The sequence below is a fragment of the Haloarcula sebkhae genome, from assembly GCF_014647415.1.
Lineage (GTDB): Archaea > Halobacteriota > Halobacteria > Halobacteriales > Haloarculaceae > Haloarcula > Haloarcula sebkhae.
In genome coordinates, this window is sequence record NZ_BMPD01000008.1 from 32,670 (window position 1) to 58,158 (window position 25,489).

Here is a 25,489-nt window from a genome sequence, read left to right on the forward strand (position 1 = left end):
TCGTTCGAACGCCGGAAGACCGCAGGTTTTCCGAGCTCGACGTTCGTTCGCGGTGCTCACTCATCGTCGAACACCTCCAGTCGGTACTGTTTGGCCGGGTTCTTGTCCTGAAGCAGTTCCATTAGTTCGCTGTCACCACCCTGTCGAACGCGCTGCCGGTGGGCGTCGATAGTGTCCAGCGCTTCGTCGACGCCGTCGCCGAACAGTTCCCGGAGGTACTGGCGAGGAATCCGGTCGATATCAACCGTCTCTCCACCTTCCGTGTGCTGGCCGGGGGCGAAAGGTGGGATGTAGTAGACGTTGGGTTGGGTGCGGAACTCCGGATGGAGCGGCAGGGCTACCTCGTACTCGTTGACGAGTTTGTGGATCGGGCCCTCCTCGTCGTCGAGGAAGCCGACCAATCGGAGCTGTGGCGGGCACTCCTCGGCACAGGCCGGGGCGAACGTCTCGCCCTCAGGACCCTCCCCTTCGATGCGGGGGTAACAGAAGATGCACTTCTCCGATTTCTTCGAGACGGTGTTGTAGTACACCTTCTTGTACGGACACCCTTCGACGCAGTAGCGGTAGCCCCGGCAACGGTCCTGGTCGACGAGGACGATGCCGTCCTCCTGGCGCTTGTACAGCGCTGAGCGGGGGCAGGCCTCGACACAGGAGGGGTGGGTGCAGTGGTTACAGATGCGCGGCAGGTAGAAGTAGTAGCTGTTGGGGTACTCGCCGGCCCCTTGGTCCTCGTCCCAGTTCGGCCCCCACTCCGCGCCGTCGCGGGGCCGCAGCGGCTCGTCGCTGCCCTCGTACATGATTTCCTCGTGGTTGAACTCCCAAGCGCGGCCGTAGTCCTCCTCGTCTGGGATCTCGCCGGGCGAGCGGTCCGAGTGCTCGCTTGACTCCCAGCCGCCGCCGGAGTCCTCCCAGCCGCGAGGGTAACCCTCGCCGGGTTTGGTCTCAACGTTGTTCCAGTACATGTACTCGCTCCCGCCGTCCTCCGTCCAGAGGTTCTTGCAGGCGATTGTACACGTCTGGCAGCCGATGCACTTGTTCAGGTCCATCACCATCGCGACTTGGTGGTCGACCCCGTCGGCGACGTTGACCAGCGTGTCGTCCTCGCCCTGTTCGTCTTGTTGGTCGGTACTCATTCGCTGTCACCTCCGCTCGGTCGGACATCGACACGCACGTCGCTGTTGACCCCTGTCGGCCCCCAGTAGTTCGGGAAGAAGTGCAGGTGTTCCCCGGTGTCTTCCGGGTACTGGACCAGCTGGGTCGGCTTCATGTACATCGGGACGAGCGTGTTGAAGTTGTCCCGGTCGGGGTACTGGAACTTCTCCCAGGAGAAGAAGTGCCGGACAGTCCCCGGTTCGCTGGAGGGGTAGATCTTCGCCTGCACCTCGATGCTCCCGAGGTCGTTGTACACCTCCACGGTGTCGCCGTCCTCGATGCCCCGCTGCTGGGCGTCTTCGGGATTCAGGTACACCACTGGCTCGCCGCGCTGGAGCCGGAGCATCTTGGTGTCGTCGCGCCACGTCGAGTGGATGGACCAGCGGCCGTGGGGCGTGTTGTACGACAGCGGGTAGTCCCCGCCGGTGTTCTCGGGTCCCTCCTTGTGGGTCGGGAGTTCCTCGCCGAGTTCAAGGTACCAGTCGTGGTCGATGTAGTACTGCTGGCGGCCGGTGAAGGTCGGCCAGGGGTTCTTGTCGTGGACGTAGTCTTGCCACGGAACGTACGCCTCGCCGTCTTTGATGTCGGAACTCCAGTGGTCGCCAGCTTCGAGGAACCGCTGTGGTTGTTCGTCGATGTCGTCGAAGGTTATCTGCTCGTCGCTGCCCTCGGGGTTGGTCTCCTCCGAGTGTTCGAGGATGAACTCCGCCGCGGCTTTGTCCTCAACGAGCCCTTCTTCCTCACCGGTCTCCCAGTCCCGAACGTAGTCGTCGTAGATGGTCGTGAGGTCGATGGTCCGGTCGAACTTCCGGTCCTCGATGGGCTCGACATCGCGCTCTTGTGCGCGTTCCTGTATCTTCTCGGCGAGCAGGCGGAATATCTCCCAGTCGGTCTTGGCCTCGCCGAGCGGCTCGACGGCCGGCGTGAACGGATGCACGTACGTGTGCATGTCCGTCTCCGAGAGGTCGTACTTCTCGTAGTGGCTGGCCGCCGGCAGGACGATGTCAGAGTACATCGCCGTCGAGTCCATCCGGAAGTTGATGTCGACGACGAGGTCGAGCTTGGGCCAGAGCTGCTCTTCGACGGCGACGTTGCCCTTCGCCTGGTTGAAGTAGTTTCCGCGCCAGACGAACATCGTCGAGGGGTCCGGTCGGTTCCCGTCGTTCCGCTCTTCGGGGTAGACCGGCATCCAGCCCTCGTCGATGGACTCCCGTATCTTCTCGGCGGTGTCCGGGTCCGTGTTGTCGAGGATGCCCGCGTGGAAGTACGTCCACAGCGTCGTCGGGGCGCCGCGGACGTTTCCAGTCGGGAACGAGAGCACCTTCCAACCGTGGAACGACCAGATTTTCTCCTGTCCAACGTAGTGGTCCAGCCCGGTGCCGGGGTCGCCGAGGTTGCCAGTCAGCGTCACGAGCAACTGGATTGCACGGTTGCCCAGATCGTTGTGGTACCAGTCGTTGACGCCCTTACCGTGGATGATTTTGGCGGCGTCGGCCTCGGCGAACTCACGTGCGACTCGCTGGTAGGTGTTCTCGCCGACGCCGGTTTCCTCGTGGACGACTTCGGGCGTGTACTGGCTGAGTTCGTCGGTGAGGTTCTCCCAGACCGAGCGGACCGCGATACTACCCTCGTCGGTGTCGACGCTCCGCTCGACCGATAACTGCGGGTCGAAGTCGAGTTCGATGCTCTTCGAGTGGTCGTGCTGGCCGTCCCGTTCGCCCAGCGAACCGGGCGCACGGCGGAGGTTCCCGTCGGCGTCGACCATGACGAACACCTTCTCGGGGTCGTCGGCGTCCTGAGCGAGGCCGACCTCGCTTGCTCGGAGGAACTTGCCGGTGTCCTCCCGGACGAGCAGCGGCATGTCGGTCTGTTCTTTGAGATGGGCTTCGTCGTACAGCCCCTCGTCGACGATGGTCTGGGCCATGCCAAGCGCGAGCGCGGTGTCGCTGCCGCCGTGGGGCGAGAGCCACTCGTCGGTGTGGATGGCCGTCTGGGAGTAGTCGGTGAAGATACCGACGCGCTTTGCGCCCTCGTAGCCGGCGTCGAGGAAGTACTTCGCGTCGGGGATGCGCGTAACGTTGATGTTCGACCCCCAGGCGATGATGTAATCGGCGTTGTGCCAGTCAGCGGACTCGGCGTTGTCCGTCTGGGTGCCCCAGGTGATGGGCTGGCCCGGCGGCAGGTCCGAGTACCAGTCGTAGAAGCTGTGTGAGACGCCGCCGAGCAGATTGACGAGCCGGGAGCCGGAGGCGAACGAAACCGGACTCATCGCCGGAATCGGCGTGAATCCTGAGATCGCGTCGTACCGGCCCGCCTGCACCTCGTCGATGACGTGGTCGGCGATCTCGGTCAGCGCCTCGTCCCAGCTGATCCGCTCCCACTGGCCCTCGCCGCGCTCGCCGGTGCGGCGCAGGGGATGGAGCACGCGCTGGTCTGCGTTGACGTAGTCCGTGTAACAGGCCCCTTTCTGGCACCCACGCGGGTTCGGGTCCGGGAGGCTCTCGTCGAACGTCGGGTAGTCGCCGGCCTGTTCCTCACGCCAGACCTGCCCGTCCTTGACGTAGACGTTCCACGAACAGGAGCCGGTGCAGTTGACGCTGTGTGTCGAGCGGGCGACGGAGTCCCAGTCCCACTCGTCGCGGTACAGGTCCTCCCAGTCCCGATACGGGTAGTTCCCGATGGGGTCGTCGACCGCTTCGAGACCATCCATGCCGTCGTCGGCGAAGGACAGTCCCGTTGCACCCAGTAGCGACGCGGCGCCGAGGCCGCGAACGAAGTCGCGGCGACTGATTCCCGCACTGTCCGTTCCGTCGTCAGTCAGGTCGTTTCTACTCATTGGTGATGAACACTGTCGCAGTCGCGCAGGCAGTGCCGGCCACGGCCAGCGTGATGCCGGTGAGCGTGCCACCGCCGACTTCGAGGCCGGCGGCGACTAGCACGAGACCGACCAGCTTGCTCGTCGTATCCAGCAGGCGATACTGTCGCTCAGTCAGTTCGACGTTCGCAGTCATCCGTCCTCCTCTGATTCGGTGCTATCCGTTCTCTCGTCTACTGCACCGCCGTCCACGGCCACGTCGCCCTCCTGTGACGGCGTGGGCTCGCCGTCGCGCAACAGCAGGTACGTGATGCCGCCGAAGATGGGTGGGACGATGAGCAACGCGGCCGTCAGGATGGGGTTGACCACGTTCGTCGTTGTTCCAAGCACTTGGTCCGCGAGGATGTTGTTCATCCCCGCGATTGAGGCGATCATAATGAACGCAACGGCGGCCACGCCCACACCGGTCTGCCAGGCCCGGTCCAGCGGGTCCGCGGTGAAGTGGGTCGGCCCGGTCCGGTCGATGAACGGCCATACGGCAACCGCGGCAAACACCAGCCCCGGGAGGACGATACCGCCGATGAACTCCCCGTTGATGTGTGCTGGTCCGATGCTGAAGCTGATCTGTGGCAGGAGTTTCAGGAAGCCGTACACCCACATCAGGAACCAATCTGGCATGATGAGTTCCGGCGTGGCCGCGGGGTCGTTCGGTCCGTACTCGGCGACGTTGTGGACCGGCAGCAGGCCAGCAAGCGCCGACAGCGTTGCCGCGGTGACGAAGAACACCACCGCGGAGACGGCGGCCTGATTCGGGAACGCGGGCAGGCCGATGATGATGTCGTCGTCGTCCTCGTCGATGGACTGGCGGCCGGTCGTTACGTCCCCGTCCCGCGGGGCCTCGGTGTGTTTCTGCCGGATGAGGATGGCCATGTGGACGGCCAGGCCCACAGCGATGGCCGCCGGTATCACGAGGATGTGCAGGAAGTACAGCCGTGGGATGGTGGCGCTCGAGGGGAACTCACCCCCGAACACCACTTGGCCGAGGAAATCACCTAACAGGGGGATGGATATCGTGAGGTTGTAGCCGATGCCCGTCGCTGTGGCAGCGAACTCATCGAACGGTAAGGCGTACCCGGTGTACGCCGCCCCCATCGAGAGGGCCGCCAGGCCGGTGCCGACGATCCAGTTTGGCTCCCGCGGATTGCGGTACGCGCCGGTGAAAAACACCCGTAACATGTGCAACCCTATCGAGGCGACAAAGAGGTGGGCCGCCCAGTGGTGGAGCCGGCGGATGAACATCCCGAAGGGCACGTCGTAGGTGATGTGCAACACCGAGACGAACGCTTCGGGCATTTCCTGGCCCTGGAACTTCTGTACGCTGCCGTCGTACTCTACGTCGGAGGTCGAGGGTTCGAAGAAGAACCCGAGGAAGATCCCCGACAGGATCAGGAGGAGGAAACAGAACAGCGCCACCTCGCCCAGCAGGAACGAGTCCTCGGCCGGGAACGCCTTGCCGAGGAACTTCTGGCCGTTCTCAAGATCAAGGCGCGTGTCGAACCAGTCGTAGACGGCTTTGGCGCGGGACATCACTCACCCCCCGGGCCGACTGGCCCCTCGAAGTCACCAGTGGCGACGAGGAACCCGTCGCTGGTCATCGTAATCGGAAGCTGTGGGAGCGGTCGTCCCGGTGGGCCGCCGCTGACCGCCGCCCCTTCCAGAACGTTGAATTTCCCGAAGTGGCAGGGACAGACGACCAGGTCCTCCTCCCGATCAGAGACCATACAGCCGGCGTGGGTACACACCTTCGAGAAGGCGGCGTAGCCGTTGACTGTGAACCCCTCCGAGATGTCGCTGCCGTAGTCGGACTCGGCGTAGCGCACCAGCAGTGTGGGCGCGTCCTCGATGCCGGGTCGGGGCTCCGGGAACACAGTCATGTGTTCGCCCTCGGAGAGCCGGCCCTCGGTGATACGCTCGCCTTCGCCGTCGACGAGGTGGATGCCGTCGGAGTACACGGGTCCCTTGTAGCCTCGCTCGAACACCTGCGTGGTGCTGGCGAGGGGCGCGGTGAGGCTGGCGACGGCAGTCAGGCCGCCGACGGTCGCGAGGAACTTCGCGAAGTCACGCCGGCGGAGTTCCGCACGGGCGTCCCCGTACAGCGTTGGAGACATCCCGGTGGCCCCGTCACACGAGCAGTCGTCGCCCTGTTCCTCGTCGTCGTCATCGGGTTTCGGATACTCTATCATTCGTGCCCCCTGAGTTCGGCGACTTCGACGTGTGGCATGAACCAGGCGTAGTACGCGACCGTCGAGAGCGCGAGCGAGAGGAACATCCCGGTCGCGTACAGCCCGAAGTACTGGGTCCGGGCGAGCGTGAGGTACTCGCCGGTGAACAGCGCCGCGAAGACGATAGAGAGGACTGTCAGCCCGCTCATGGCGACGAGTCCCTCTATGGCGTCCGAGGCGTCGTGGTACTCGACGACCCAGCGGTGCTCCGTGTTGAGCCACGGCAGCGAGACGGTCCCGCCGTCAGTGACCGGTTCGGCCTCGTCAGGCGGTCGGACCGCCCTGTTCATGAACTGGTGGGCGGCCGTCAGCACGCCAACCAGACCGAACAGGGCGACCCAGACGACGACACCGACCTGGCTCGGTGACAGTTTGTTCGGCGTCTCTACTGGGCTTTCGAGCGGCCGGATGTCGCTGACGCTCTCGTCGATAGCGATTTCCTCCGACGGTGGCTCGCCGTGCAGTGCGACGTACCACATCGGCAGCAACACCGCTGTTATCAACAGACCGATGAGTATCGTGTTGCGTCTCATAATCTTGTGTCATCTCGGTTCGCCAGCGATTCGAACGGCTATCTGCGTCGCTGTGTTCGGGGTTTGTTCCAGCACCCCGATGAACTGCCAGCCCGACATCTTAGGCCCATTATATGGCGGTTTTTTATACGAACATGTTCGCACAGACCTTCTTATGCCAGCCGGGGCATCTCCAAGACATGTCGGGCCGAATGCTTGCCGAGGTCGAAGTGTTCGGTCCTCGGTCGTGTCAGGTGCAACCGCACGCTGATGAGGAGAGATCAGTGTCGTCAGTCTCGCGGAGCGCAACGAGTGGCGGTGCCGACCGCGTTGTCGAAGAATTCACACTCAAAGGCGGCGACGAGCCGCCGGCAGCGGTACAGAGCGTGAGTTCGAACGCGGACCATGTATTCGCCTACGACCAGCGACACATTTTCCAGCTGTCCCGAGCGGCCGGGCAGGGCTGCGTGTGTGAACGTATCGAAGCAGCCGGCTGCGTCGTTCAGGAGTTCTCGGCGGACACCGAATCCATCGTCGTCACGTTTCTCGTCGACGACGTTCCAACCCTGCGCGAGATTGTCGACGACCTCCAGTCGGAAGGCGAGACCGTCAAACTCCGGCGGCTACTGGAAGACACGTCCACGGAGACGGACCGACCGGTCGTGCTCGACCGCGCGAAACTGACCGGCCGCCAGCGCGAGGTGCTGACCCGGGCTCACGAGATGGGCTATTTCGAACATCCGCGCGATGCGACCGCCGGTGACGTGGCCGACGCGCTGGATATCTCCACTTCGACGTTTACTGAGCACCTCGCTGCGGCCCAGCGGAAACTCCTCGACGACCTGCTTGACTCCCGCTGATGCGGACTATTGCGCGACGCATTCATGTGTCAGCGAAGCTAGTACATTTCACAGCAGTTATTCCAGCCGGCACGTGAGATGCCCCTGCCGCCAATGACACAGGAACTGGGTCCCCTTGCTCGAACGTTGTCGCTGCCGTACTACGAAGACGCCCTTCCAGCACACGACAAGTTTCACGCCAAGCGGGTCCGGGACATCGCGCTTCGGCTCGCGAACGACTGCGACGGCTCGGTCGACCGAGATATCCTCGCCGCGTCGGCGTGGCTCCACGACATTGGCCGGCCTCGGGAGCGGGCCGGTGAGGTCGAGGACCACGACGAATGGGCCACGGTGGAAGCCGCGCAGCTACTTGCGGCTGAGGGTGTGGAACCCGACCGAATTAGCCGTATCAAACACTGTATCCGGGCACACAGCATCCGCGCCACTTCTCCGGAGCCGAAAACGCTAGAAGCGAAACTCCTCTTTGATGCGGACAAACTAGACGCTGCCGGGGCGCGCGGCCTCGTCCGACTGGCCTGTATTGTCGGCGAACGGTCCGGACGGACCGGCGAGAAGTATGCCGTCATCGATGACACGTCAGCGACCGACCTCGAAACGTCGGATTCTCCGGATATCGGACTTCTTCAGGACTGGGCTCAGGAACGCTTAGATACGCTGTACACCCAGCCGGGCCGGCGTCTCGGCCGGACGCGTCAGGAATTCATGGACGAGTTTTTCACGCAATTCGCCGGTGAAGTCGGGGTTACGGGGGAGTGGTAAGCGGCGTCTACGTAGTCACAGAACCCTTTACCCTCGCCCCGACGACGCTGCATCCATGACCGAGTTCGACGCCGAGAAATTCGACGAGAAATACGTCCACTACTTCGAGGAGCTCGAAACGGCGTACTCGAACGCGTACCAGGAGCTGCATGGGCAGTACGACTCAGAGGTCCTTCGCGGGATCGATCGGCAGATTCTCAGCGAGAGCGAGCCGGTGTACGAGGGTGACGGGACGTTCAGCGTCCGGCTGCCTGACGACACTGCGGTGCGAGCGCAGTCTTTGCCGGGCGACGAAGAGACGTTCGACACAGTGCTGTCGGCGTTTACCGACGCTATCGAACGCGAACTCAGTCGGCTGTTCGAATTCGAGTAATCGCCGCACGCTGCCCGACGGCTCGCCCGATAGCAGGCGTGCACAGCCTGTTTGCCATTCTTCTAGCAGCGTTCGGCCCGGCGGATCGAAAACACCAGAATCAATGCAGTTCCGGTATTAGCCCAACCAATTATACTAATGGCGACCGATTCAGATCTTCACTGTCTCTTTACTGCACCCGTCGAGGAGCAACAGGACTCGTACGTGATCGAGATTCCGAAACAGGAAGTCGAACTGGGAACCCTGGCCCCCGAGACGCTGTACCGGATCGCACTGTTCCGGTCAGCGGCTGAGGCTCCTACGCCCCAGTCACAGTCCGGTTCCCAATCCGATCCGCAGTCCAGTTCCCACTCAAAGGCAGAGTCCCAGTCCAGTTCCCAATCCGGGCCACACTCCGATTCGCGGTCCGGCGAGCCAAGCAGGGAACCGGAGTTCGGACCGTCGTCCCCACCCGTTGCCGAGGGTGAGACGCGCGTGGTCGAAATCGAAAACATCGGCGACAAGGGCGACGGCGTCGCGCGTATCGACGGCGGGTACGTCGTCATCGTCTCTGACGCAGATGTTGGGGAGCGTCTCCGCGTCGAGATGGATCAGGTCCGTGAGAACGTGGCCTTCGCGGAAATCGTCGAGCGCCTGCCGTACTACGAGTAAGCCACCGACTCTCTCGGCTGGTTCCTACTTTCGCATGCTGGCGGAGTATGTCCGCCGACGGTCGGACAGGCGAGGGTATATTTCCCCACCGACTGTCATCTCCGGTATGGGGCACGACCACGACGAAACGACCAGCCACGACGAGGCGGGTCATAGCCACGGCGAGCATGAACACGGAGAGCACGACCACGACCATGGCGAGCACGACGGTGGCCACGACCACAGTCACGGAGAACACACCCACGGTGACCATCACGCTCACGACGCCGAAAGGGTTGCAATAGGGGTCCTCACCGTCTCGACCTCGCGAACGCTGGACGACGACCCGGCGGGCGACATCATCGCAACAGCCTGTGAAGACGCGGGCCACGAAATCGCCGAGCGTCGCCTCGTCGCGGACGAGGTGGACGCTATCGAGGACGCCGTTGCCGCCCTGCTGGACGATGGCGTCGATGTGGTTCTGACGACAGGCGGGACCGGCCTCACGCCTGACGACGTGACTGTCGACGCTATCGAACCGCTGTTCGACCGGCCGGTTCCCGGCTTCGGCGAGCTGTTCCGCTGGCTCTCCTACGAGGAAGTCGGGCCGATGGCGATGGCCTCGCGCGCGACCGCTGGTGTCGTCGACGACCGTCTGGTGTTCTGTCTTCCCGGCAGCGAGAACGCCGCCCGGACGGGCGCGGAGAAACTCGTCGCGCCAGCCGTGGGCCACCTGCTGGGGCTCGTCCGCCGGTAGCACGGACCCGCACGGTTTTGAGCCGGCATCGGTTACAGGGAGGTATGTCCGAAGATTTCACGCACGTCGACGAGGACGGCGACGCACAGATGGTCGATGTGGGCGACAAGGCCGAGAGCCAGCGCCGCGCGGTCGCGCGCGGACAGATTCGGCTCACCGAGTCCACGCTGGCCGCCATCGACGCCGACGAGGTTGAGAAAGGTGACGTGCTGGCGACGGCCCGTATCGGCGCGATTCAGGCGGTGAAACACACCTGGGAGACGGTGCCGATGTGCCACCAGATTCCCATCACGAACGTCGACGTCGAGTTCAATGTCGACGACGATACCGTCGAAATCACGGTCGCCGTCGAGACGGTCGGCAAGACCGGCTGCGAGATGGAAGCGCTGGAGGGTGTGACGACCGGCCTCAACGTCGTCTGGGACATGGTGAAGGCCAACGAGAAAGACGACAACGGCGAGTACCCCACGACGGCAATCCAGAACGTCCGCGTCGTTGAGAAAACTGTCGACCGCTGAGACGGCGCGACTGACTATAGCCGGGCCGCTGCTATGAAAAAGGTCTATCTACGTCGCCCTGCTACTGGCGTGCATGCAAGTCCTCGGTATCGTCGGCCACTCCGAGTCGGGGAAGACTACGCTGGTCGAGCGGTTGACACAGCGGCTCTCCGGGACCGGACGTGTCGCGACAGTGAAACACTGCACGCATCCGCCGGACGTCGACACCGACGGGAAAGATACGGCTCGCCATCGCGACGCCGGAGCGGCCGAGACCGTCGCGCTCACTGACGACGGCGAGTGGTACGCGACGGGTGAATCCCGAACGCTCGACGAGACACTGGACGCGCTTGCGCCCGATTACGACTACGCACTTGTCGAGGGGTATTCGGACGCGACCATCCCGAAAGTCGTCCTCGGCGACCGCGAGGTCGCCGATCCCGTCGTCCATCGCGCGCCCCACGGCGCGGACGCTGACCTCGACGAAATCGTCACCGCGATGGAGGAGCGGGACCCCTACATCACGCTGGAGACGCTCGTCGCGGACGTAAAGCGGGACCCCGACGAAGTCTACTCCGGCGCAATCGCGACGTTTACCGGGCGTGTCCGCGCACAGGAGGGTCCCGACGACCCACCGACGGAACTGCTGGAGTTCGAGCGCTACGACGAAGTCGCCGCCGAGAAGATGGCCACGCTCCGGCGGGACCTCGAAGCACGGGACGGCGTCCACGCGGTCCGACTGCACCACAAGACTGGCGTGGTCGACGCTGGCGAGGACATCGTTTTCGTCGTCATCCTGGCCGGCCACCGGGGCGAGGCGTTCCGTGCTGTCGAAGACGGCATCAACCGTCTAAAGGAGGAGGTGCCGCTGTTCAAGAAGGAAGTCACCGTTGACGAGGAGTTCTGGGCACACGAGCGGTGAGTTGGTGGCGCTGTTTTCACGACACCGGCTATCGCCACGGTGTCGCCCGCAACGCATGCACCAGCAGCAGCGTCCCGAGCGCGACGCCGAGCAGGACCACCGCCACGGGCAGCGCTGCGTCCAGCCCGTCCGAGATGAACGAGGCCCAAATCTGGACCGGCAGCGTCCGCGGGTAGTACGCCAGCATCATCGTCGCGCCGAACTCGCCCATCGCGCGGGCGAAGGTCAGCACGAGGCCGGCGAGCAGGCCGGGCTTTGCGAGCGGAACCGTCACCGAGCGCATCGTCCCGACCCAGTCGCGCCCGAGCGACCGCGAAGCCTCTTCGAGGTGGTCGTCGATGCCGTCAAAGGCGGCCTTGGCGGTGACGACGAAGAACGGCGACGCGACGAAGGTCTGGGCGGCGACGACCCCCAGCAGCGACCGCGTCAGCGCCAAATCGGTGAGACCGCCCAGCCCGTTCGGGCCGACGACGGTCAACAGCAACATCCCGCTGACGACCGGTGGGAGGACGAGCGGCAGGACGACGGCCCCCATCGCGGCGGTCGCCAGTGCGCCGGAGTTCTTGGACAGCCAGTAGGCCAGCGGCAGGCCGAACACGATAGCGATGGTGGTACTGCCGAGCGCGGCGACGAGGGACGTGATCGCGGCGTTGATGACGTACGTCTCGGTCAGACTCGTCAGTAGCGCTGTCGGGGAGTACGTGAGTACGAGTACCATCACCGGGACGACGAAATACAGGAGTAGCACCGCTCCCAGGACGGGAACGAGTTCGCGCACGCCGACCGTGTGGCCGGTCTGAGTCTCACTGCGTGACAGTACTCGGGACATCTCCCACTAGTCGAGGATACGCTTGGCGGACGGTAAATCCGTGTGGTGCGAGCCAGTCGCCGGACAGGACTGCCTCGAAGGCTGTACGCGTCGCTTCTTGTTCGTCACGGCGGACGGCCCCGTACTCGATTGGGTTGCCGGCGATTGCCGTGCCGTTTGGCAGTTCGTAGCTGGTGGTCTGATACTGCTCCGCGTATGTGGGGTCACCGAGGTGTATCTCCGGTGGGAATTCCCGGAACGGGTAGTCTCGCTCGACCGCCATACTCCGGTAGACGAACGCAGCGTTGACGGCTCCCGTCTCGAACTGCGCGAGCAGTTGCGTCTCCGGATAGGTCTGGTCCGGCGAGAGAACCGCAGCAGCCAGGCCGGGTTCGTCGTAGTAGTCGGCTGCGAGGGCCAGCACGAACAGCGTCCGGTAGCCAAGTGGGTCGAGCGTCGGATCGGTGCGACCCAGTGAGACGCTGTCCCCCCGGAGCGGGGCGTACCACGGGTCCGCGTCCGCGACGCGCGCCCCGCCGTCTGTCTCTGGGTTGTACGCCAGCACCATCTCGTTACTGGCGACCACAGCGTGCCAGGGAGTGTTCATGACCCGGTCGAACAGGGTTGGGTCCGCCAGCGCGACGATAGCCGGGTCGCGCTTCCCGTCGGCGACCAATCGCGCGGCCTGAACAGAGCCGCGGGCTTCGACAGCGATCTCAGCGTCTGTTTGCGCTTGCAGCGTCTCACTGGCCGCTTTCTGCAAACTCCCCGCGACCAGTACGTCCACCCGCTCACGACCGAACGCCCCACAGCCTGCAGTCGCGGCGATACCACTCCCCAGCGCTGTGAGTACTGCGCGGCGGGTCCGGCGGGCCATTGTTCGTCTATTTCACGTTCGCGTACATCGGTGTTGGGGTCAATCCCAGTATTGACAGGGTCTCTTTACCGCGACCGATCACCCCAAATTTATAACCGAGTAGTATTACCTAGTGATTATGACGCAGCTAGCAGCGGCCCGGAACGGGACCGTCACCGAGGAGATGGAGCGAATCGCAGAGCGCGAAGGTGTCGAACCGGGGTTCGTCCGGCAGCAAGTCGCCGACGGCCAGGCGGTGATCCCCGCAAACGTCGGTCACGACTCGCTGGACCCGATGATCATCGGCCGGGAGTTTGCGACGAAGGTCAACGCAAACATCGGCAACAGCGAGGAGACGAGCGATATCGAGGGCGAACTGGAGAAGCTCCACACTGCTGTCCACTACGGTGCGGACACGGTGATGGATCTCTCGACTGGGAGTAACCTCGACGAGATACGGTCGGCCAACGTCGAGCATTCGCCGGTCCCAATCGGGACGGTCCCCATCTACGAGGCGGTCAAGCGCGCTGGTGACGCGAGCGAGATTACCCACGAGCTGCTGCTTGACGTCATCGAGAAACAGGCGAAGCAGGGCGTCGACTACATGACCATTCACGCCGGCGTCCGGATGGAACACCTGCCGCTGACCGACGGCCGAAAAACGGGTATCGTCTCCCGTGGCGGATCGATCCTCGCCCAGTGGATCGAGGAGAACGGAATGGAGAACCCGCTGTACACGAAATTCGAGGACATCTGTGAGATATTCCGTGAGTACGACGTGACCTTCAGCCTCGGCGACGGCCTTCGACCGGGCTGTCTCGCCGACGCCGGCGACGACGCGCAGTTCGCAGAACTGGATACGCTCGGCGAACTCACGCGGACTGCTTGGGACCACGACGTACAGGTGATGGTCGAGGGGCCGGGTCACGTTCCAATGGACCAAGTCGCCGAGCAAGTCGAACGCCAACAAGAGGTCTGTGGCGGCGCGCCGTTCTACGTGCTCGGGCCGCTCGTGACCGACGTTGCGCCGGGTTACGACCACATTACGAGCGCTATCGGTGCGACGGAGGCAGGCCGTGCTGGTGCGGCGATGCTCTGCTACGTGACTCCCAAAGAGCACCTCGGTCTCCCGGAGAAATCCGACGTGCGGGACGGACTTGCGGCCTATCGTATCGCTGCCCACGCCGCTGACGTGGCAAACGGCCGAGAGGGAGCGCGGGACTGGGACGACGCCCTCTCGGAAGCCCGGTACGCCTTCGACTGGCGCGAGCAGTTCGACCTGGCGCTGGACCCCGACCGCGCCCGCGAGTACCACGACCAGACGCTCCCCGGTGACAACTACAAAGAGGCGCGCTTTTGCTCGATGTGCGGCGTGGAGTTCTGTTCGATGCGCATCGACCAGGACGCGCGGGAAGCCGGCGAGATGGAGACAATCGAGGCTGACGTTGACGACCGGACTGCCCTCGAAGACTCGTCAGCGGCGGAGGTAAACCGGCCACCCGTCGGAACCCACGACGAGGCCGATATTCCCGGCCCTGACGCCGATACCGCCTCTGATACAGGCGGGCGTGCCGACGATTAGCACAGCGGTAGTTCTTTATAATCGGTGTTCGTTTATTGAAACGATGTCAAAGAAAGTCATCGCCCTCGTCGCGGTCATGGCGCTTGCCCTCGTGTACGTCGTCAAGCGGTAAGGCTGCGCGAATCGACTGTATCGCCCTCTGAATCTACTGTCGGCCGCCCTGCCCACTGGTCCTCTTCGGCGTCGTATGGGTGGGGTACCTCGATGGCCGGCAGTATTCTCTTGGCTTCTGCACTGTCAGCGAGAGCGCCGTCGCTTTCCGAACCCTTACCCGGCGAACCGCCGTACCAGCGTGCATGTACGGCGTCGTCACCCGTAACGAGGAGGAGACGGAGTGGTCCGAGTTCGACCGGGCGTTCTACGAGGTCAAGGACGTGACCGGCCGCGCTGTCGAACCGATTGCCGGCGCGGTGAACATGGTGTCCTGTTTCGGCGACAACGCAGTCGAGAGCGAGGAGGACCTGCTCGCGTTCGACGACGAGGGAACGCCAGCGACCCGGAACCAGCCGTACTTCGATTGGACGTACGTCTGCCCGACCCACGACCGCTACCGCGAGGGCCTGCTCGACATCATCGAAGAGGCGGCAGCTGTCAACGAGGACGTCCGCCTCGACGACGTGGGCTTCCCCCGGGACGAGTACTGTCACTGCGACCGCTGCGAGCAGCGCTTCGCCGACAGCGAGTTCGAGGACTGGTCAGCCTGGCGCAGTAACGTCATCACGGAGTTCGTCGCCGAGGCCCGCGAGCGCGTACCCGGTGACATGTACCTCACGCTGTATCCGGACCCTTACCCCGGCCATCTCGAAGCCCGCTCCGGCGTCGCGGTCGACGACATCGCCGAGTACGTCGATGAGTTCGTCGTCCCCATCTACGACATGGCGTACTCGACGACCTACTGGCTTGAGATTCTCGCGAAAGGCTGGCAGGACCGACTCTCGACACCCTTCAGCATCGAACTGTATGCCGTCGACGTGGACGTCGACGATCTTTCGAAGGCTGTCGAAGTGGCTGATGAGTACGCCGAGACTGTGCTGTTCGGCTACGACGCCAGTAACGCCCGTGCGACCATCCGGCGGATGAACGCCGACGCTCGCGAGGGCCAGTCGTTCGGACCGGAATAACGCACTCAATTTCGGTGGATTACGCGCCGCCGAACCGCTGTCCGCGCCACTCTAAAATCTCCTCGCGGTCGCGCGTGTCGGCCGGCAGTTCGTCGAACCACCGGGCCTCACTGATTTCATGATCCGGGTCGTCGACGGCGATATCGACCGTCTCCGCCCGGGCCTCGTACACCGGCAGCACGCCCCAGGCCATATTGCCGTCGCAGTAGAACTCGATCCGTCCGAGCATTCCCAGTCCTTCGATAGTCGCCTCGATGCCGCTCTCCTCTCCTAATTCCCGTAGCGCGGCTTCCTGAAGGGATTCACCTTCGTCGATCTCACCGCCGGGTAGAACCCACATATCGACCCCCTCGTGGCGGACGAGCAGGAGTTCACCGGTAGATCGGTAGGCGAGCGTATGTGCCCCGTACGGTGCCCCGTGATTCTGGGCCACGGTGGCTACGTCCCGGAATCGATTCCGCGGGACGTTGCGGTGGCGCGTGAACTCGACAAAACCCGTGTAGCGATTCCGGAGGTCGTGATACGTCTGCTCGGCGGTTTGACAGGCTCCGTCGGAGAGGAACCACAGGTCGTCGACGCTCGTCATCTGTGTCCTAGCTGTGTCTGACACCTCGACGAAACAACCGTCTCGATGGGGGAAAGCGGTGGGCTGATCATGTCGATAGTTAGTTTAGAGAGTCCCATAACAGTTGCTGTGACAGATCGGCTGTCGTGACGGATCTCATGGGTTTCGCCACCGAATCCGCTGTGCTGCTGACGCTGGCGGGGCAGTTGCAGACGCGGATACACGTCTGGCCCATTTGTAGCGAAACACGGGAAGGGCCCGAACAAGGACAGCCACGCTCCCGTGTAGCAGGAACTCTTTGGCTGTTGTGACGACCTGACGGTTCGTCCTATTCACTCGATCTGTACGACTTCGCGTTCCGTGGGTGACGGAACGCACGTGGATGTGGAAGCCCCCGACACTTAATTCTATTTGTCTAACTAAATATTTAGACCAATCTAATACACCTCGTACCTTCCGTAACGGAAGCGATAGAGAACAATCGGAGCGGTCGTCTCTGGTCAGCACACTGCCCGGTCTACTCTGATCGAGGTTTATATCCGTCCCGAATGGTCCGGACAGGACGTGTCACAGGTGCACGTTCTGACCGTTCCCGCGGTTGGGCTGAGCAAACCTGAATCAGTCCCTTTTTGACGAGCCATCGAGTATCGCCCGGTATGGCATTCGAAGAGGACGACAGCGTTATTCTCCACGACGAGCACAGCGACTACGACGGCGAGGAAGGCACCATCACGCAGGTCGTCGAAACGATGTTCGGCGACGCCAACTACACGGTTTCCTTCGAGGACGGACAGGAGCAGGGCGTCCCCGAGGACAACCTCGAAGCCGCCGAGGACGAGTAGGGCCTCGATGTCGTCGGTTCCGTTCCACTACGTCGACCTCCGGACCTTCTGCTACGCGACAGAGGACGACAAGCGCGTCGAGGGAGCGCTCCGGACGTTTCTCCCGGAGGACTACCCTATCGAGCGCGCACAGAGCGAAGGGCACTACGGCGACCGCATCGTCGTCCTCTCGGCTCGCGTCGAGAACGCCGACAACATCCGGCACGTTCTCACACAGGTCGCATCAGCGCCGGATATCGACGCGGTGCGTGCGGAACTGGACGACCGGGTCGACGACAACTGCTCGTTTTTCCTCACCTTCGACAAACAGGCCGCGTTCGGCGGCGATGTCGAACGCGGCGACGGCATCACGCTCCGGGCGAAAGTCGAGGCCTACCCCGCAAAGCGGGAGAAGGCCGTCGAGAACGCCCGCGAACTCCTAGAGGAGTTGTGATGTACGAGGCCGTCTACGCTCACCCTGACGGCGACAGCACCGTCGCCCGGCACGCGCTGACGGCCGCTGACTCGGACTACGACGGCATCGTCGTCAGGAACCACGGCGACGAGTCGGCCGAGTACGATGCCGACGCTATCCGCGACGCGTACGACATCGACGTTGCCGCCGGCGTCGAGGTCCGGGCCGACGACCCGTCGCGGGCGAGCGGCTTTGTCGGGAACTACCGAAGTGAGCGGACAGTCGTCGTCGTCCACGGCGGCGACCGTCGCATCAATCGGTTCGCGGTCGAGCAACCGACCGTCGACGTGCTCGCCCACCCGATGCGCGAGGACGGCGATTTCAACCACGTGCTAGCGAACGCGGCGGCCGACAACGGCGTCCGCGTCGAGTTCGACTTCGGCCCGGTGCTCCGGTCCTCCGGCGGCAGTCGCGTCCGGGCGATCAAGGAACTCCGGAAGCTCCGGGAACTCGTCGAAGACGCCGGCGCACCGTTCGTCGTCTCGGCGTCGCCGAGCACCCATCTCCAGATTCGGGCACCGCGAGATATCATCGCGGTCGGTGAGACCATCGGTTTCGACGCCGACACCGTCCGCGAGGGCCTGACAGAGTGGGGCCGCGTCGTGGAGCGCAACCGCGAGCGCCAGAGCGATGCCGTCATCGAACCTGGCGTCCGACTCGAACGCGATGCGGATGACATCGAGTAACCGGCGCTAATACCACTCTCACTGGATGGTATCGGTTCTGTGCAGGGATGTAGCGAGTACCGCTCGCTTCCGCTTTTTGCCACGGTACGTCAGCCGACTGACTTGACCCGAATGCGTTTGCATCCGACCGGAGTACACGAGACGTATGAAAGAACGGCAAAAGCACAAACTCGCGGACACGGCCCAACAGATCGTCGGCGGATTCCTGTTGTCCGGCCCGTTCGTCGTGACCCAAGAGGTGTGGGCGCTCGCGCTGAACATGACCGTCTTCCACAACGTATTCCTCGTCTGTATTGTCGCCGCCATCGGATACGGCGGGCTGTACGGCGCTGACAACGACCGTGACCCCAGACGCGAAGCCGCGGTCGCCGGCGTCCCGGTCCGGTTCATCTCTGTCCTGCTTGTCGCGTTCGGCTCCGTCGGAACGCTTGCAATCGCGGTCACCGCTCCCGACCAGTTCCTTGGTGAGCTTCCTCTGGCCGACCAGATGGTCGTTACGTTCCGCGCCATCAGCGTCGGGGCTGTGTTCAGCGTCGTCGGCGCGGTGACGACCGACAGCCTGTTCTGACTCGACGCCGGACCGACTCGCTTCTCGGGGCACCGTGCTGTGTGACCGAGGCCGACTACGGCCGACTCTCACACCGCACTGCTCATTGTCCTCCGCGCCAACGCTGGCGTATGAAACACCTCCCGAAACACCTCCGGCCGCGGTGGCGATACCTCGCCGTCGGCATCGAGACGTGGCCGACAGCGTCGCTTGACCGCCGGGCGTTCCAGCGCGAGGTGTGGTACGCCGCCCAGAACCTGCTTGGCGACACCGGTAGCGCCGAGACGGACATGACTGTCCTCCAGTTCCACGACTACGACGGTACGGCCGAGGCTATCGTCCGGACCAGACGCGGCCAGACGGACCCGGCGCGGGCCGCATTGACCTGTCTGGACAGCGTCGACGACGACGAGGTTCGGGTCCGTGTCCGGGGGATTAGCGGCACCGTGCGTGCCTGTGAAGAAAAGTATATACGCGGGCCGCCGGAAGCAACTGAACAGAGACACGTCGTGTTCGAGAACGCAGATCGGAGCGCTACTGTTCGGCCTCCGCGCTACGATGTCGAAACGGCCTCCGGCGGTGCGTTCGTCGGCGCGACAGCACTCGATTTCCGATAACTATGCAGGGACAAAACCAACAGCAGGCCTACGACCGCGGGATCACTATTTTCTCGCCGGACGGACGCCTCTACCAGGTCGAGTACGCCCGCGAAGCGGTCAAACGCGGCACAGCAAGCATCGGTGTCAGAACGAGCGACGGCGTCGTTCTCGCCGTGGACAAGCGCATCCGGTCGCCGCTGATGGAGCGCTCCTCGGTCGAGAAGATCCACAAGGCCGACGATCACATCGGCATTGCCTCGGCCGGCCACGTCGCCGACGCCCGACAGCTCATCGACTTCGCCCGCCGACAGGCGCAGGTGAACCAGCTCCGCTACGGCGAGCCGGTCGGCGTCGAGACCCTCACCAAGGAAATCACCGACTACATCCAGCAGTACACGCAGGTCGGCGGCGCGCGTCCGTTCGGTGTCGCGCTCATCATCGGCGGTATCGTCAACGGCGAGCCGCGCCTGTTCGAGACCGACCCCTCCGGGACGCCCTACGAGTGGAAGGCCCTCGCTGTCGGGGCCGACCGCGGCGATATCCGGGATTACCTCGAAGAACACTACGACGAGGGGATGGACCTCGACGAGGGCGTCGACCTCGCGCTGGCCGCCCTCGCGTCGGTCAACGACGACGAACTCTCCCCAGAAGGCATCGGCGTCGCCACAGTCGACGTCGAAACGGAGACGTTCGGCCAGCTGACCGACGAGGAGAAGGAGACCCACCTTGCGGAGGCCGACCTCCTCGACACCGGCGACGACGAGGACGACGAAGCCGAAGACGCCACCGAAGAGTAACCCTTCCGACGGCCCTCGCGGGCGACTGGACTTTTTACTGTCCGACTACGCAGTAAGGCCTTTAACTGGCCCACTGCTACCGACGGGTATGATATCGCTTGACGAGGCGGTGACGGCGCGCCTCGAATCCCACGGCCAGCGGTTCGAGGTACTGGTGGATCCAGACGCTGCACTAGCGATAAAACGTGATGACTTCGACGGCGAGCTCGAGGACGTTATCGCCGCGGAGGACGTGTTCGAGGACGCCTCGCGAGGGGATCGACCGCCCGAGAACATGCTCGAAGAGGTGTTTGACACCACCGATCCGATGGCCATCATTCCCGAGGTCATCAAGCGGGGGGAGATTCAGATCACGGCCGACCAGCGCCGCGAGATGCAGGAACAAAAACACAAACAGCTCATCCAGCGGATCACGCGCAACGCGGTCAACCCGCAGATGGACGACGCGCCACACCCGCCAGAGCGCATCGAATCCGCCCTCGAAGAAACGGATTTCAGAGTGGACCCGATGGAGCCAGTCGAAGCACAGGTCGACGACGCCCTCGATGCGCTCCGGCCGGTCATCCCGATCCGGTTCGACGAGGTCACCGTCGCTGTGCAGGTCCCTGCGGACTACGCCGGGAGCGCACAGGCGCAGATCAGACAGTTCGGCGACCTTGAACGCGAAGAGTGGCAGTCCGATGGCTCGTGGGTTGGCGTCATGACGTTCCCGGCCGGCCTGCAGAACGACTTCTACGACGTGGTGAACGAACACACGAGCGGCGAGGCGGAAACCCAGATAATCAAAGACGAAGACGACATCAGTACGCGCGGCTGACGCCGCGGCGTCGCGTTACCCCTTCTTGAATCCGACGAGAAAGCCGGCGGTGAAACCGGCACTGACCGGCAGGGCCGAAAGTAGTGACGTGATCCAGGACGGCGGTTGCGTCGCCGCCGTATCTCCGGCGGTGCCGGTCGCGTTCTGTGCGGCTCCGCCAATTGCGTCCCAGTTTACTTCGAGAATACCGCGCGTCTCGAGGAACTTGAACAGTGCCAGCTCGATGCCGATGATGACGGCGATGAGCTTTGCGATCTTCTTTGCGGCGAACCCGATGATTCCGCCAATAAGGCCACCGCCACCGAATTCGAGGCCCATCTGCTGGAGACCCAATCCATCTAGTTGGAGTACGAACTCACCCATACCGCGTACCTGACTTCCCGTTTTTAAATCCTTTGTGCTCCTTCTGACGCTTTCCCTGTTCCACTCGATTATGTACGAGATTATAGTTTAGCTACTGCCCGGGTATCCCAAAGAATTCAGGGGGAATTATTTTCGACACTGTGCCATTTCTTTACTCATATCCAAAGATTTGTATTCGAGGAACGAATCCTTCTTACTGTTAAGATGGCAGAAACACCGAATTCCGATATGAGCGGTGCCTCAAGCGGACAGTCGCGGCGACCAAAATCTAACCAGGACTGGTGGCCAAACAAGCTGAACCTGGAGATTCTCGATCAGAACGCCCGGGATGTCGGTCCGATGGAGGACGATTTCGATTACGCGGAGGAGTTTCAGAAACTTGATCTCGAAGCGGTGAAGTCGGATCTCGAAGAGCTGATGACATCGTCCCAGGACTGGTGGCCAGCCGACTACGGCCACTATGGTCCGCTGTTCATCCGGATGGCCTGGCACAGCGCCGGGACGTACCGGACCGCCGACGGGCGCGGCGGTGCGGCTGGCGGTCGGCAGCGTTTTGCACCGATCAACAGCTGGCCGGACAACGCGAACCTCGACAAGGCGCGGCGACTGCTCCTGCCGATCAAGCAGAAGTACGGCCGTAAGATCTCCTGGGCCGACCTGATGATCCTCGCAGGGAACGTCGCCATCGAGTCGATGGGATTCAAGACGTTCGGCTACGCCGGCGGCCGCGAGGACGCCTTCGAGGAGGACAAGGCTGTCAACTGGGGGCCGGAAGACGAGATGGAAACGCAGGAGCGCTTCGACGAGCCCGGTGAACTCCAGGAAGGGCTCGGTGCCTCCGTGATGGGTCTCATCTACGTGAATCCGGAAGGGCCAAACGGCAACCCGGACCCCGAGGCGTCGGCGAAGAACATCCGACAGACGTTCGACCGGATGGCGATGAACGACAAAGAGACGGCTGCACTCATCGCCGGCGGACACACGTTCGGGAAGGTCCACGGCGCTGACGACCCCGAAGAGAACCTTGGTCCCGAGCCGGAAGCGGCCCCAATCGAGCAACAGGGCCTCGGGTGGCAGAACAAGAACGGGAACAGCAAGGGCGGCGAGATGATCACGAGCGGTATCGAAGGGCCGTGGACCCAGTCGCCGACCGAGTGGGACATGGGCTACATCAACAACCTGCTTGACTACGAGTGGGAGCCGGAGAAGGGTCCCGGCGGCGCGTGGCAGTGGGCACCCAAGAGCGAGGAGCTGAAAAACAGCGTCCCGGACGCCCACGACCCGGACGAAAAGCAGACGCCGATGATGCTCACGACGGACATCGCGCTGAAGCGAGATCCGGACTACCGAGAGGTCATGGAGACCTTCCAGGAGAACCCGATGGAGTTCGGGATGAACTTCGCGAAGGCCTGGTACAAGCTGACCCACCGCGACATGGGGCCGCCCGAGCGGTTCCTCGGCCCGGAGGTTCCTGACGAGGAGATGATCTGGCAGGACCCGCTCCCGGATGCTGACTACGACCTCATCGGGGACGCGGAGATTGCCGAACTCAAAGAGGAGATCCTCGACTCGGACCTCTCTATCTCCCAACTCGTCAAGACCGCGTGGGCGTCGGCATCGACCTACCGCGACAGCGACAAGCGCGGCGGTGCCAACGGCGCTCGCCTCCGGCTCGAACCCCAGAAGAACTGGGAGGTCAATGAGCCGGAGCAGCTGGAGACGGTCCTGGGAACGCTCGAAAACATCCAGGCGGAGTTCAACGACTCGCGCTCCGACGGGACGCAGGTCTCGCTTGCGGACCTGATCGTGCTTGGCGGTAACGCCGCCGTCGAGCAGGCGGCAGCGAACGCCGGCTACGACGTCGAGATTCCGTTCGAACCCGGCCGAGTGGATGCCGAGCCGGAACACACCGACGCTGCCTCCTTCGACGCGCTCAAGCCGAAGGTCGACGGGGCCCGGAACTACATTCAGGACGACATCGTGCGACCGGCCGAGGAAGTGCTGGTCGACAACGCGGACCTGCTGAACCTGACGGCCTCGGAACTGACGGCGCTGATCGGCGGCATGCGCTCGATCGGTGCGAACTACCAGGACACCGACCTCGGCGTCTTGACCGACGAGCCGGAGACGCTGACCAACGACTTCTTCGTGAACCTGCTCGACATGGGCACGGAGTGGGAGCCGGCAGCGGACTCGGAACACCGATATAAGGGTCTCGACCGCGACACCGGCGAGGTCAAGTGGGAAGCCACACGCATCGACCTAATCTTCGGTTCGAACGACCGACTCCGAGCGATCTCGGAAGTCTACGGCTCTGCTGACGCGGAGGAGAAGCTCGTCCACGACTTCGTGGACACGTGGAGCAAGGTCATGAAGCTCGACCGCTTCGACCTCGAATAGATCGGAGTAAACGCCACCCCTCGGTGGCTATCGCGAGACAGAGCTGTTCCACGTCAGCAACCGACCGCCGTTACCGCGTGGCATCTGCTTTTTTACCGCTGAACCACCGCCTCACTGGACGTTACTGCGAACCGCCCGGGGGGTTAAATAATCGGACACCGTATCTCCACAACGAGTGACGGCGACACACACCACCGAACGAGCGGTCATCGCGAAGCGCGTCGACAGTGGCACCGCCGACACCGAAGAGATCCGGGATCTTGCCCGGGCGGCCGGGTACGATGTCGTCGGCGAGATCACACAGACCAGAACGGAGGACCCGGCGTACCACCTCGGCGAGGGGAAGGTAACGCGACTGAGCAACGTGGTCGCCCGCGAAGGGGCCGTTGTCGTGATCTTCGACAACCAGCTCGGCCCGTATCAGACGTACAACATCGGGAACGAACTCCCCGAGCGTGTGCGCGTCATCGACCGCTTCCGGCTCATCCTCGAAATCTTCGGCCAGCGGGCCCAGACACGGAAAGCCCAGCTGCAGGTCGAACTCGCAGAGCTCCGCTACGAACTCCCGCGTGCCGAGGCCAAGGCGAGTCTGGCCAAACGCGACGAGCGCCCGGGGTTCATGGGCCTCGGCGAGTACGACGAGTCCCGCGAAGAGGACATCAAAAAGCAAATCGCCAACATCCGGGATGAACTGGAATCCATCGAGGAGACCGAGCGCCATCGCCGGGAACAGCGCCGCGAGTCCGGTTTCGACCTCGTCGCGCTGGCCGGTTACACTAACGCCGGGAAGTCGACGCTGCTGCGCCGCCTCGCAGATGACCTCGACGTGGACGAGAACGACGACCTGCACCCCGACCTCGACACCACGGCAGAGAGCGAGGACCGCCTATTCACGACGCTCGGGACGACCACTCGCCGCGCTGAAGTCGGCAAGCGCGAGGTGCTTGTCACCGATACGGTGGGATTCATCCAAGACCTCCCACACTGGCTTGTCGAGTCGTTCAAGTCCACGCTGGGGTCGGTGTATCACGCCGACCTCGTCTTGCTTGTCGTCGATGTCTCCGAATCAGTCGAGGAGATCCGGGAGAAGTTGGTGACGAGCCACGACACGCTGTACGAGCGCAACGAGGCCCCGATCGTCACGGTCCTCAACAAGACCGATATGGTCGACGACGAAGAGGTCCGTCGCAAGAAAGACGCGCTCTCGTCGCTGGCCCCGAACCCCGTCGCTGTCAGCGCCAAACAGGGGCTCAACATCGACGACCTGGCGGACCGCATCGACCACGAACTGCCTGACTACGAGCGCGAACGGCTTGTGCTTCCGATGACCGACGACACGATGAGCCTCGTCTCGTGGATCCACGACCACGCTAGCGTCGACACGGTCGATTACGGCGATCAGGTAGTCATCGAGTTCGAAGCACGGCCAGCCATCATCGAGCAGTCCCGGGCGAAAGCCGGGGATCTGGTCGGTGCGTCGGCCTGACTACGGA

The 25,489-nt window shown here is 63.4% G+C and carries 28 protein-coding genes; 18 read left to right on the forward strand and 10 right to left on the reverse strand.

The features are described from left to right. Positions 1 to 56: 56 nt before the first annotated feature. The 6 genes from narH to IEY38_RS18145 are packed head-to-tail and all read right to left on the reverse strand — an operon-like array spanning position 57 to position 6,782. Positions 57 to 1,133, reverse strand: coding sequence for a nitrate reductase subunit beta (gene narH, locus IEY38_RS18120; RefSeq protein ID WP_188979999.1), 1,077 nt, complete (start codon positions 1,131 to 1,133; stop codon positions 57 to 59). Continuing rightward, complete coding sequence (gene narG / locus IEY38_RS18125) at positions 1,130 to 3,988, reverse strand: nitrate reductase subunit alpha (RefSeq protein WP_188980001.1); 2,859 nt, start codon at positions 3,986 to 3,988, stop codon at positions 1,130 to 1,132. Before narG ends, narH begins: the two co-directional genes overlap by 4 nt. Further along, entirely contained in the window at positions 3,981 to 4,163 is a 183-nt protein-coding gene (locus IEY38_RS18130) for a hypothetical protein (RefSeq protein WP_188980003.1), read from the reverse strand. Before IEY38_RS18130 ends, narG begins: the two co-directional genes overlap by 8 nt. Continuing rightward, positions 4,160 to 5,554 carry a cytochrome b gene (locus IEY38_RS18135; RefSeq protein ID WP_188980005.1) on the reverse strand — a complete coding sequence of 465 codons (1,395 nt, stop codon included), beginning with the start codon at positions 5,552 to 5,554 and terminating at the stop codon, positions 4,160 to 4,162. The genes IEY38_RS18130 and IEY38_RS18135 overlap by 4 nt, the downstream gene beginning before the upstream one ends. Continuing rightward, positions 5,554 to 6,210: a QcrA and Rieske domain-containing protein gene (locus IEY38_RS18140; protein ID WP_188980014.1), complete on the reverse strand. Its 657-nt coding sequence runs from the start codon at positions 6,208 to 6,210 to the stop codon at positions 5,554 to 5,556. Before IEY38_RS18140 ends, IEY38_RS18135 begins: the two co-directional genes overlap by 1 nt. Further along, positions 6,207 to 6,782: a hypothetical protein gene (locus tag IEY38_RS18145; RefSeq protein WP_058995402.1), complete on the reverse strand. Its 576-nt coding sequence runs from the start codon at positions 6,780 to 6,782 to the stop codon at positions 6,207 to 6,209. Before IEY38_RS18145 ends, IEY38_RS18140 begins: the two co-directional genes overlap by 4 nt. A gap of 179 nt (positions 6,783 to 6,961) precedes the next feature. Here IEY38_RS18145 and IEY38_RS18150 point away from each other — a divergent pair, with 179 nt between their 5' ends. The 7 genes from IEY38_RS18150 to IEY38_RS18180 all read left to right on the forward strand — a co-directional run bounded on the left by IEY38_RS18150 (position 6,962) and on the right by IEY38_RS18180 (position 11,559). Continuing rightward, the gene (locus IEY38_RS18150; protein ID WP_188980016.1) at positions 6,962 to 7,621 is read left to right on the forward strand and encodes a helix-turn-helix domain-containing protein; all 660 of its coding nucleotides are present in this window, start codon (positions 6,962 to 6,964) and stop codon (positions 7,619 to 7,621) included. Positions 7,622 to 7,714: 93 nt separating this feature from the next. After that, entirely contained in the window at positions 7,715 to 8,380 is a 666-nt protein-coding gene (locus IEY38_RS18155) for an HD domain-containing protein (RefSeq protein ID WP_188980018.1), read from the forward strand. Positions 8,381 to 8,435: 55 nt separating this feature from the next. Beyond that, positions 8,436 to 8,753, forward strand: coding sequence for a DUF5783 family protein (locus tag IEY38_RS18160; RefSeq protein WP_188980020.1), 318 nt, complete (start codon positions 8,436 to 8,438; stop codon positions 8,751 to 8,753). A 138-nt stretch (positions 8,754 to 8,891) separates the two neighbouring features. Then, positions 8,892 to 9,404, forward strand: coding sequence for a TRAM domain-containing protein (locus IEY38_RS18165; protein WP_188980022.1), 513 nt, complete (start codon positions 8,892 to 8,894; stop codon positions 9,402 to 9,404). A 106-nt stretch (positions 9,405 to 9,510) separates the two neighbouring features. Then, entirely contained in the window at positions 9,511 to 10,140 is a 630-nt protein-coding gene (locus IEY38_RS18170) for a MogA/MoaB family molybdenum cofactor biosynthesis protein (RefSeq protein ID WP_188980024.1), read from the forward strand. Positions 10,141 to 10,184: 44 nt separating this feature from the next. Beyond that, positions 10,185 to 10,658, forward strand: coding sequence for a cyclic pyranopterin monophosphate synthase MoaC (moaC, locus tag IEY38_RS18175; protein ID WP_188980027.1), 474 nt, complete (start codon positions 10,185 to 10,187; stop codon positions 10,656 to 10,658). Positions 10,659 to 10,731: 73 nt separating this feature from the next. Further along, positions 10,732 to 11,559, forward strand: a complete 828-nt coding sequence (locus IEY38_RS18180; protein ID WP_188980029.1) for a molybdopterin synthase — start codon at positions 10,732 to 10,734, stop codon at positions 11,557 to 11,559. Positions 11,560 to 11,587: 28 nt separating this feature from the next. Here IEY38_RS18180 and IEY38_RS18185 read toward each other — a convergent pair whose 3' ends face one another. Then, positions 11,588 to 12,388 carry an ABC transporter permease gene (locus IEY38_RS18185; RefSeq protein ID WP_188980031.1) on the reverse strand — a complete coding sequence of 267 codons (801 nt, stop codon included), beginning with the start codon at positions 12,386 to 12,388 and terminating at the stop codon, positions 11,588 to 11,590. Beyond that, positions 12,363 to 13,244: an extracellular solute-binding protein gene (locus IEY38_RS18190; RefSeq protein WP_188980034.1), complete on the reverse strand. Its 882-nt coding sequence runs from the start codon at positions 13,242 to 13,244 to the stop codon at positions 12,363 to 12,365. The genes IEY38_RS18185 and IEY38_RS18190 overlap by 26 nt, the downstream gene beginning before the upstream one ends. 118 nt (positions 13,245 to 13,362) lie before the next feature. Here IEY38_RS18190 and thiC point away from each other — a divergent pair, with 118 nt between their 5' ends. Together thiC and IEY38_RS18200 are read left to right on the forward strand one after the other, a co-directional pair. Further along, a complete protein-coding gene (thiC, locus tag IEY38_RS18195; protein ID WP_005534019.1) occupies positions 13,363 to 14,805 on the forward strand; it encodes a phosphomethylpyrimidine synthase ThiC in 1,443 nt (480 codons plus the stop codon). A 296-nt stretch (positions 14,806 to 15,101) separates the two neighbouring features. Further along, positions 15,102 to 15,926 carry a hypothetical protein gene (locus IEY38_RS18200; protein ID WP_058995423.1) on the forward strand — a complete coding sequence of 275 codons (825 nt, stop codon included), beginning with the start codon at positions 15,102 to 15,104 and terminating at the stop codon, positions 15,924 to 15,926. A 19-nt stretch (positions 15,927 to 15,945) separates the two neighbouring features. Here the strand turns inward: IEY38_RS18200 and IEY38_RS18205 are convergent, their stop codons facing one another. Next, positions 15,946 to 16,512, reverse strand: coding sequence for an NUDIX hydrolase (locus tag IEY38_RS18205; RefSeq protein WP_170096328.1), 567 nt, complete (start codon positions 16,510 to 16,512; stop codon positions 15,946 to 15,948). A 635-nt stretch (positions 16,513 to 17,147) separates the two neighbouring features. On the opposite strand from IEY38_RS18205, the gene IEY38_RS18210 reads away from it, so the two are divergent. The 7 genes from IEY38_RS18210 to IEY38_RS18240 all read left to right on the forward strand — a co-directional run bounded on the left by IEY38_RS18210 (position 17,148) and on the right by IEY38_RS18240 (position 21,233). Beyond that, a complete protein-coding gene (locus IEY38_RS18210; protein ID WP_004515500.1) occupies positions 17,148 to 17,333 on the forward strand; it encodes a hypothetical protein in 186 nt (61 codons plus the stop codon). Positions 17,334 to 17,340: 7 nt separating this feature from the next. Continuing rightward, positions 17,341 to 17,766 (forward strand): RNA-binding protein, encoded by a 426-nt coding sequence (locus tag IEY38_RS18215; protein WP_188980036.1) that lies wholly within the window; start codon positions 17,341 to 17,343, stop codon positions 17,764 to 17,766. Further along, positions 17,766 to 18,473 carry an RNase P subunit p30 family protein gene (locus IEY38_RS18220; protein WP_188980038.1) on the forward strand — a complete coding sequence of 236 codons (708 nt, stop codon included), beginning with the start codon at positions 17,766 to 17,768 and terminating at the stop codon, positions 18,471 to 18,473. Before IEY38_RS18215 ends, IEY38_RS18220 begins: the two co-directional genes overlap by 1 nt. Before the next feature lie 145 nt (positions 18,474 to 18,618). Then, entirely contained in the window at positions 18,619 to 19,041 is a 423-nt protein-coding gene (locus IEY38_RS18225) for a DUF2391 domain-containing protein (protein ID WP_170096326.1), read from the forward strand. Positions 19,042 to 19,151: 110 nt separating this feature from the next. Continuing rightward, complete coding sequence (locus IEY38_RS18230) at positions 19,152 to 19,637, forward strand: Rpp14/Pop5 family protein (protein ID WP_188980040.1); 486 nt, start codon at positions 19,152 to 19,154, stop codon at positions 19,635 to 19,637. Between the two features lie 2 nt (positions 19,638 to 19,639). Next, positions 19,640 to 20,416: an archaeal proteasome endopeptidase complex subunit alpha gene (gene psmA / locus IEY38_RS18235; RefSeq protein WP_005534038.1), complete on the forward strand. Its 777-nt coding sequence runs from the start codon at positions 19,640 to 19,642 to the stop codon at positions 20,414 to 20,416. A gap of 88 nt (positions 20,417 to 20,504) precedes the next feature. Next, a complete protein-coding gene (locus IEY38_RS18240) occupies positions 20,505 to 21,233 on the forward strand; it encodes a ribosome assembly factor SBDS (RefSeq protein WP_005534040.1) in 729 nt (242 codons plus the stop codon). A 15-nt stretch (positions 21,234 to 21,248) separates the two neighbouring features. Here the strand turns inward: IEY38_RS18240 and IEY38_RS18245 are convergent, their stop codons facing one another. Next, the gene (locus IEY38_RS18245; protein ID WP_188980043.1) at positions 21,249 to 21,596 is read right to left on the reverse strand and encodes an FUN14 domain-containing protein; all 348 of its coding nucleotides are present in this window, start codon (positions 21,594 to 21,596) and stop codon (positions 21,249 to 21,251) included. Positions 21,597 to 21,800: 204 nt separating this feature from the next. Between IEY38_RS18245 and katG the strand changes: the two genes are divergently transcribed. After that, positions 21,801 to 23,996, forward strand: a complete 2,196-nt coding sequence (katG, locus tag IEY38_RS18250) for a catalase/peroxidase HPI (RefSeq protein ID WP_188980045.1) — start codon at positions 21,801 to 21,803, stop codon at positions 23,994 to 23,996. Between the two features lie 175 nt (positions 23,997 to 24,171). After that, positions 24,172 to 25,482: a GTPase HflX gene (gene hflX, locus IEY38_RS18255; RefSeq protein ID WP_188980047.1), complete on the forward strand. Its 1,311-nt coding sequence runs from the start codon at positions 24,172 to 24,174 to the stop codon at positions 25,480 to 25,482. Positions 25,483 to 25,489 lie beyond the last annotated feature (7 nt).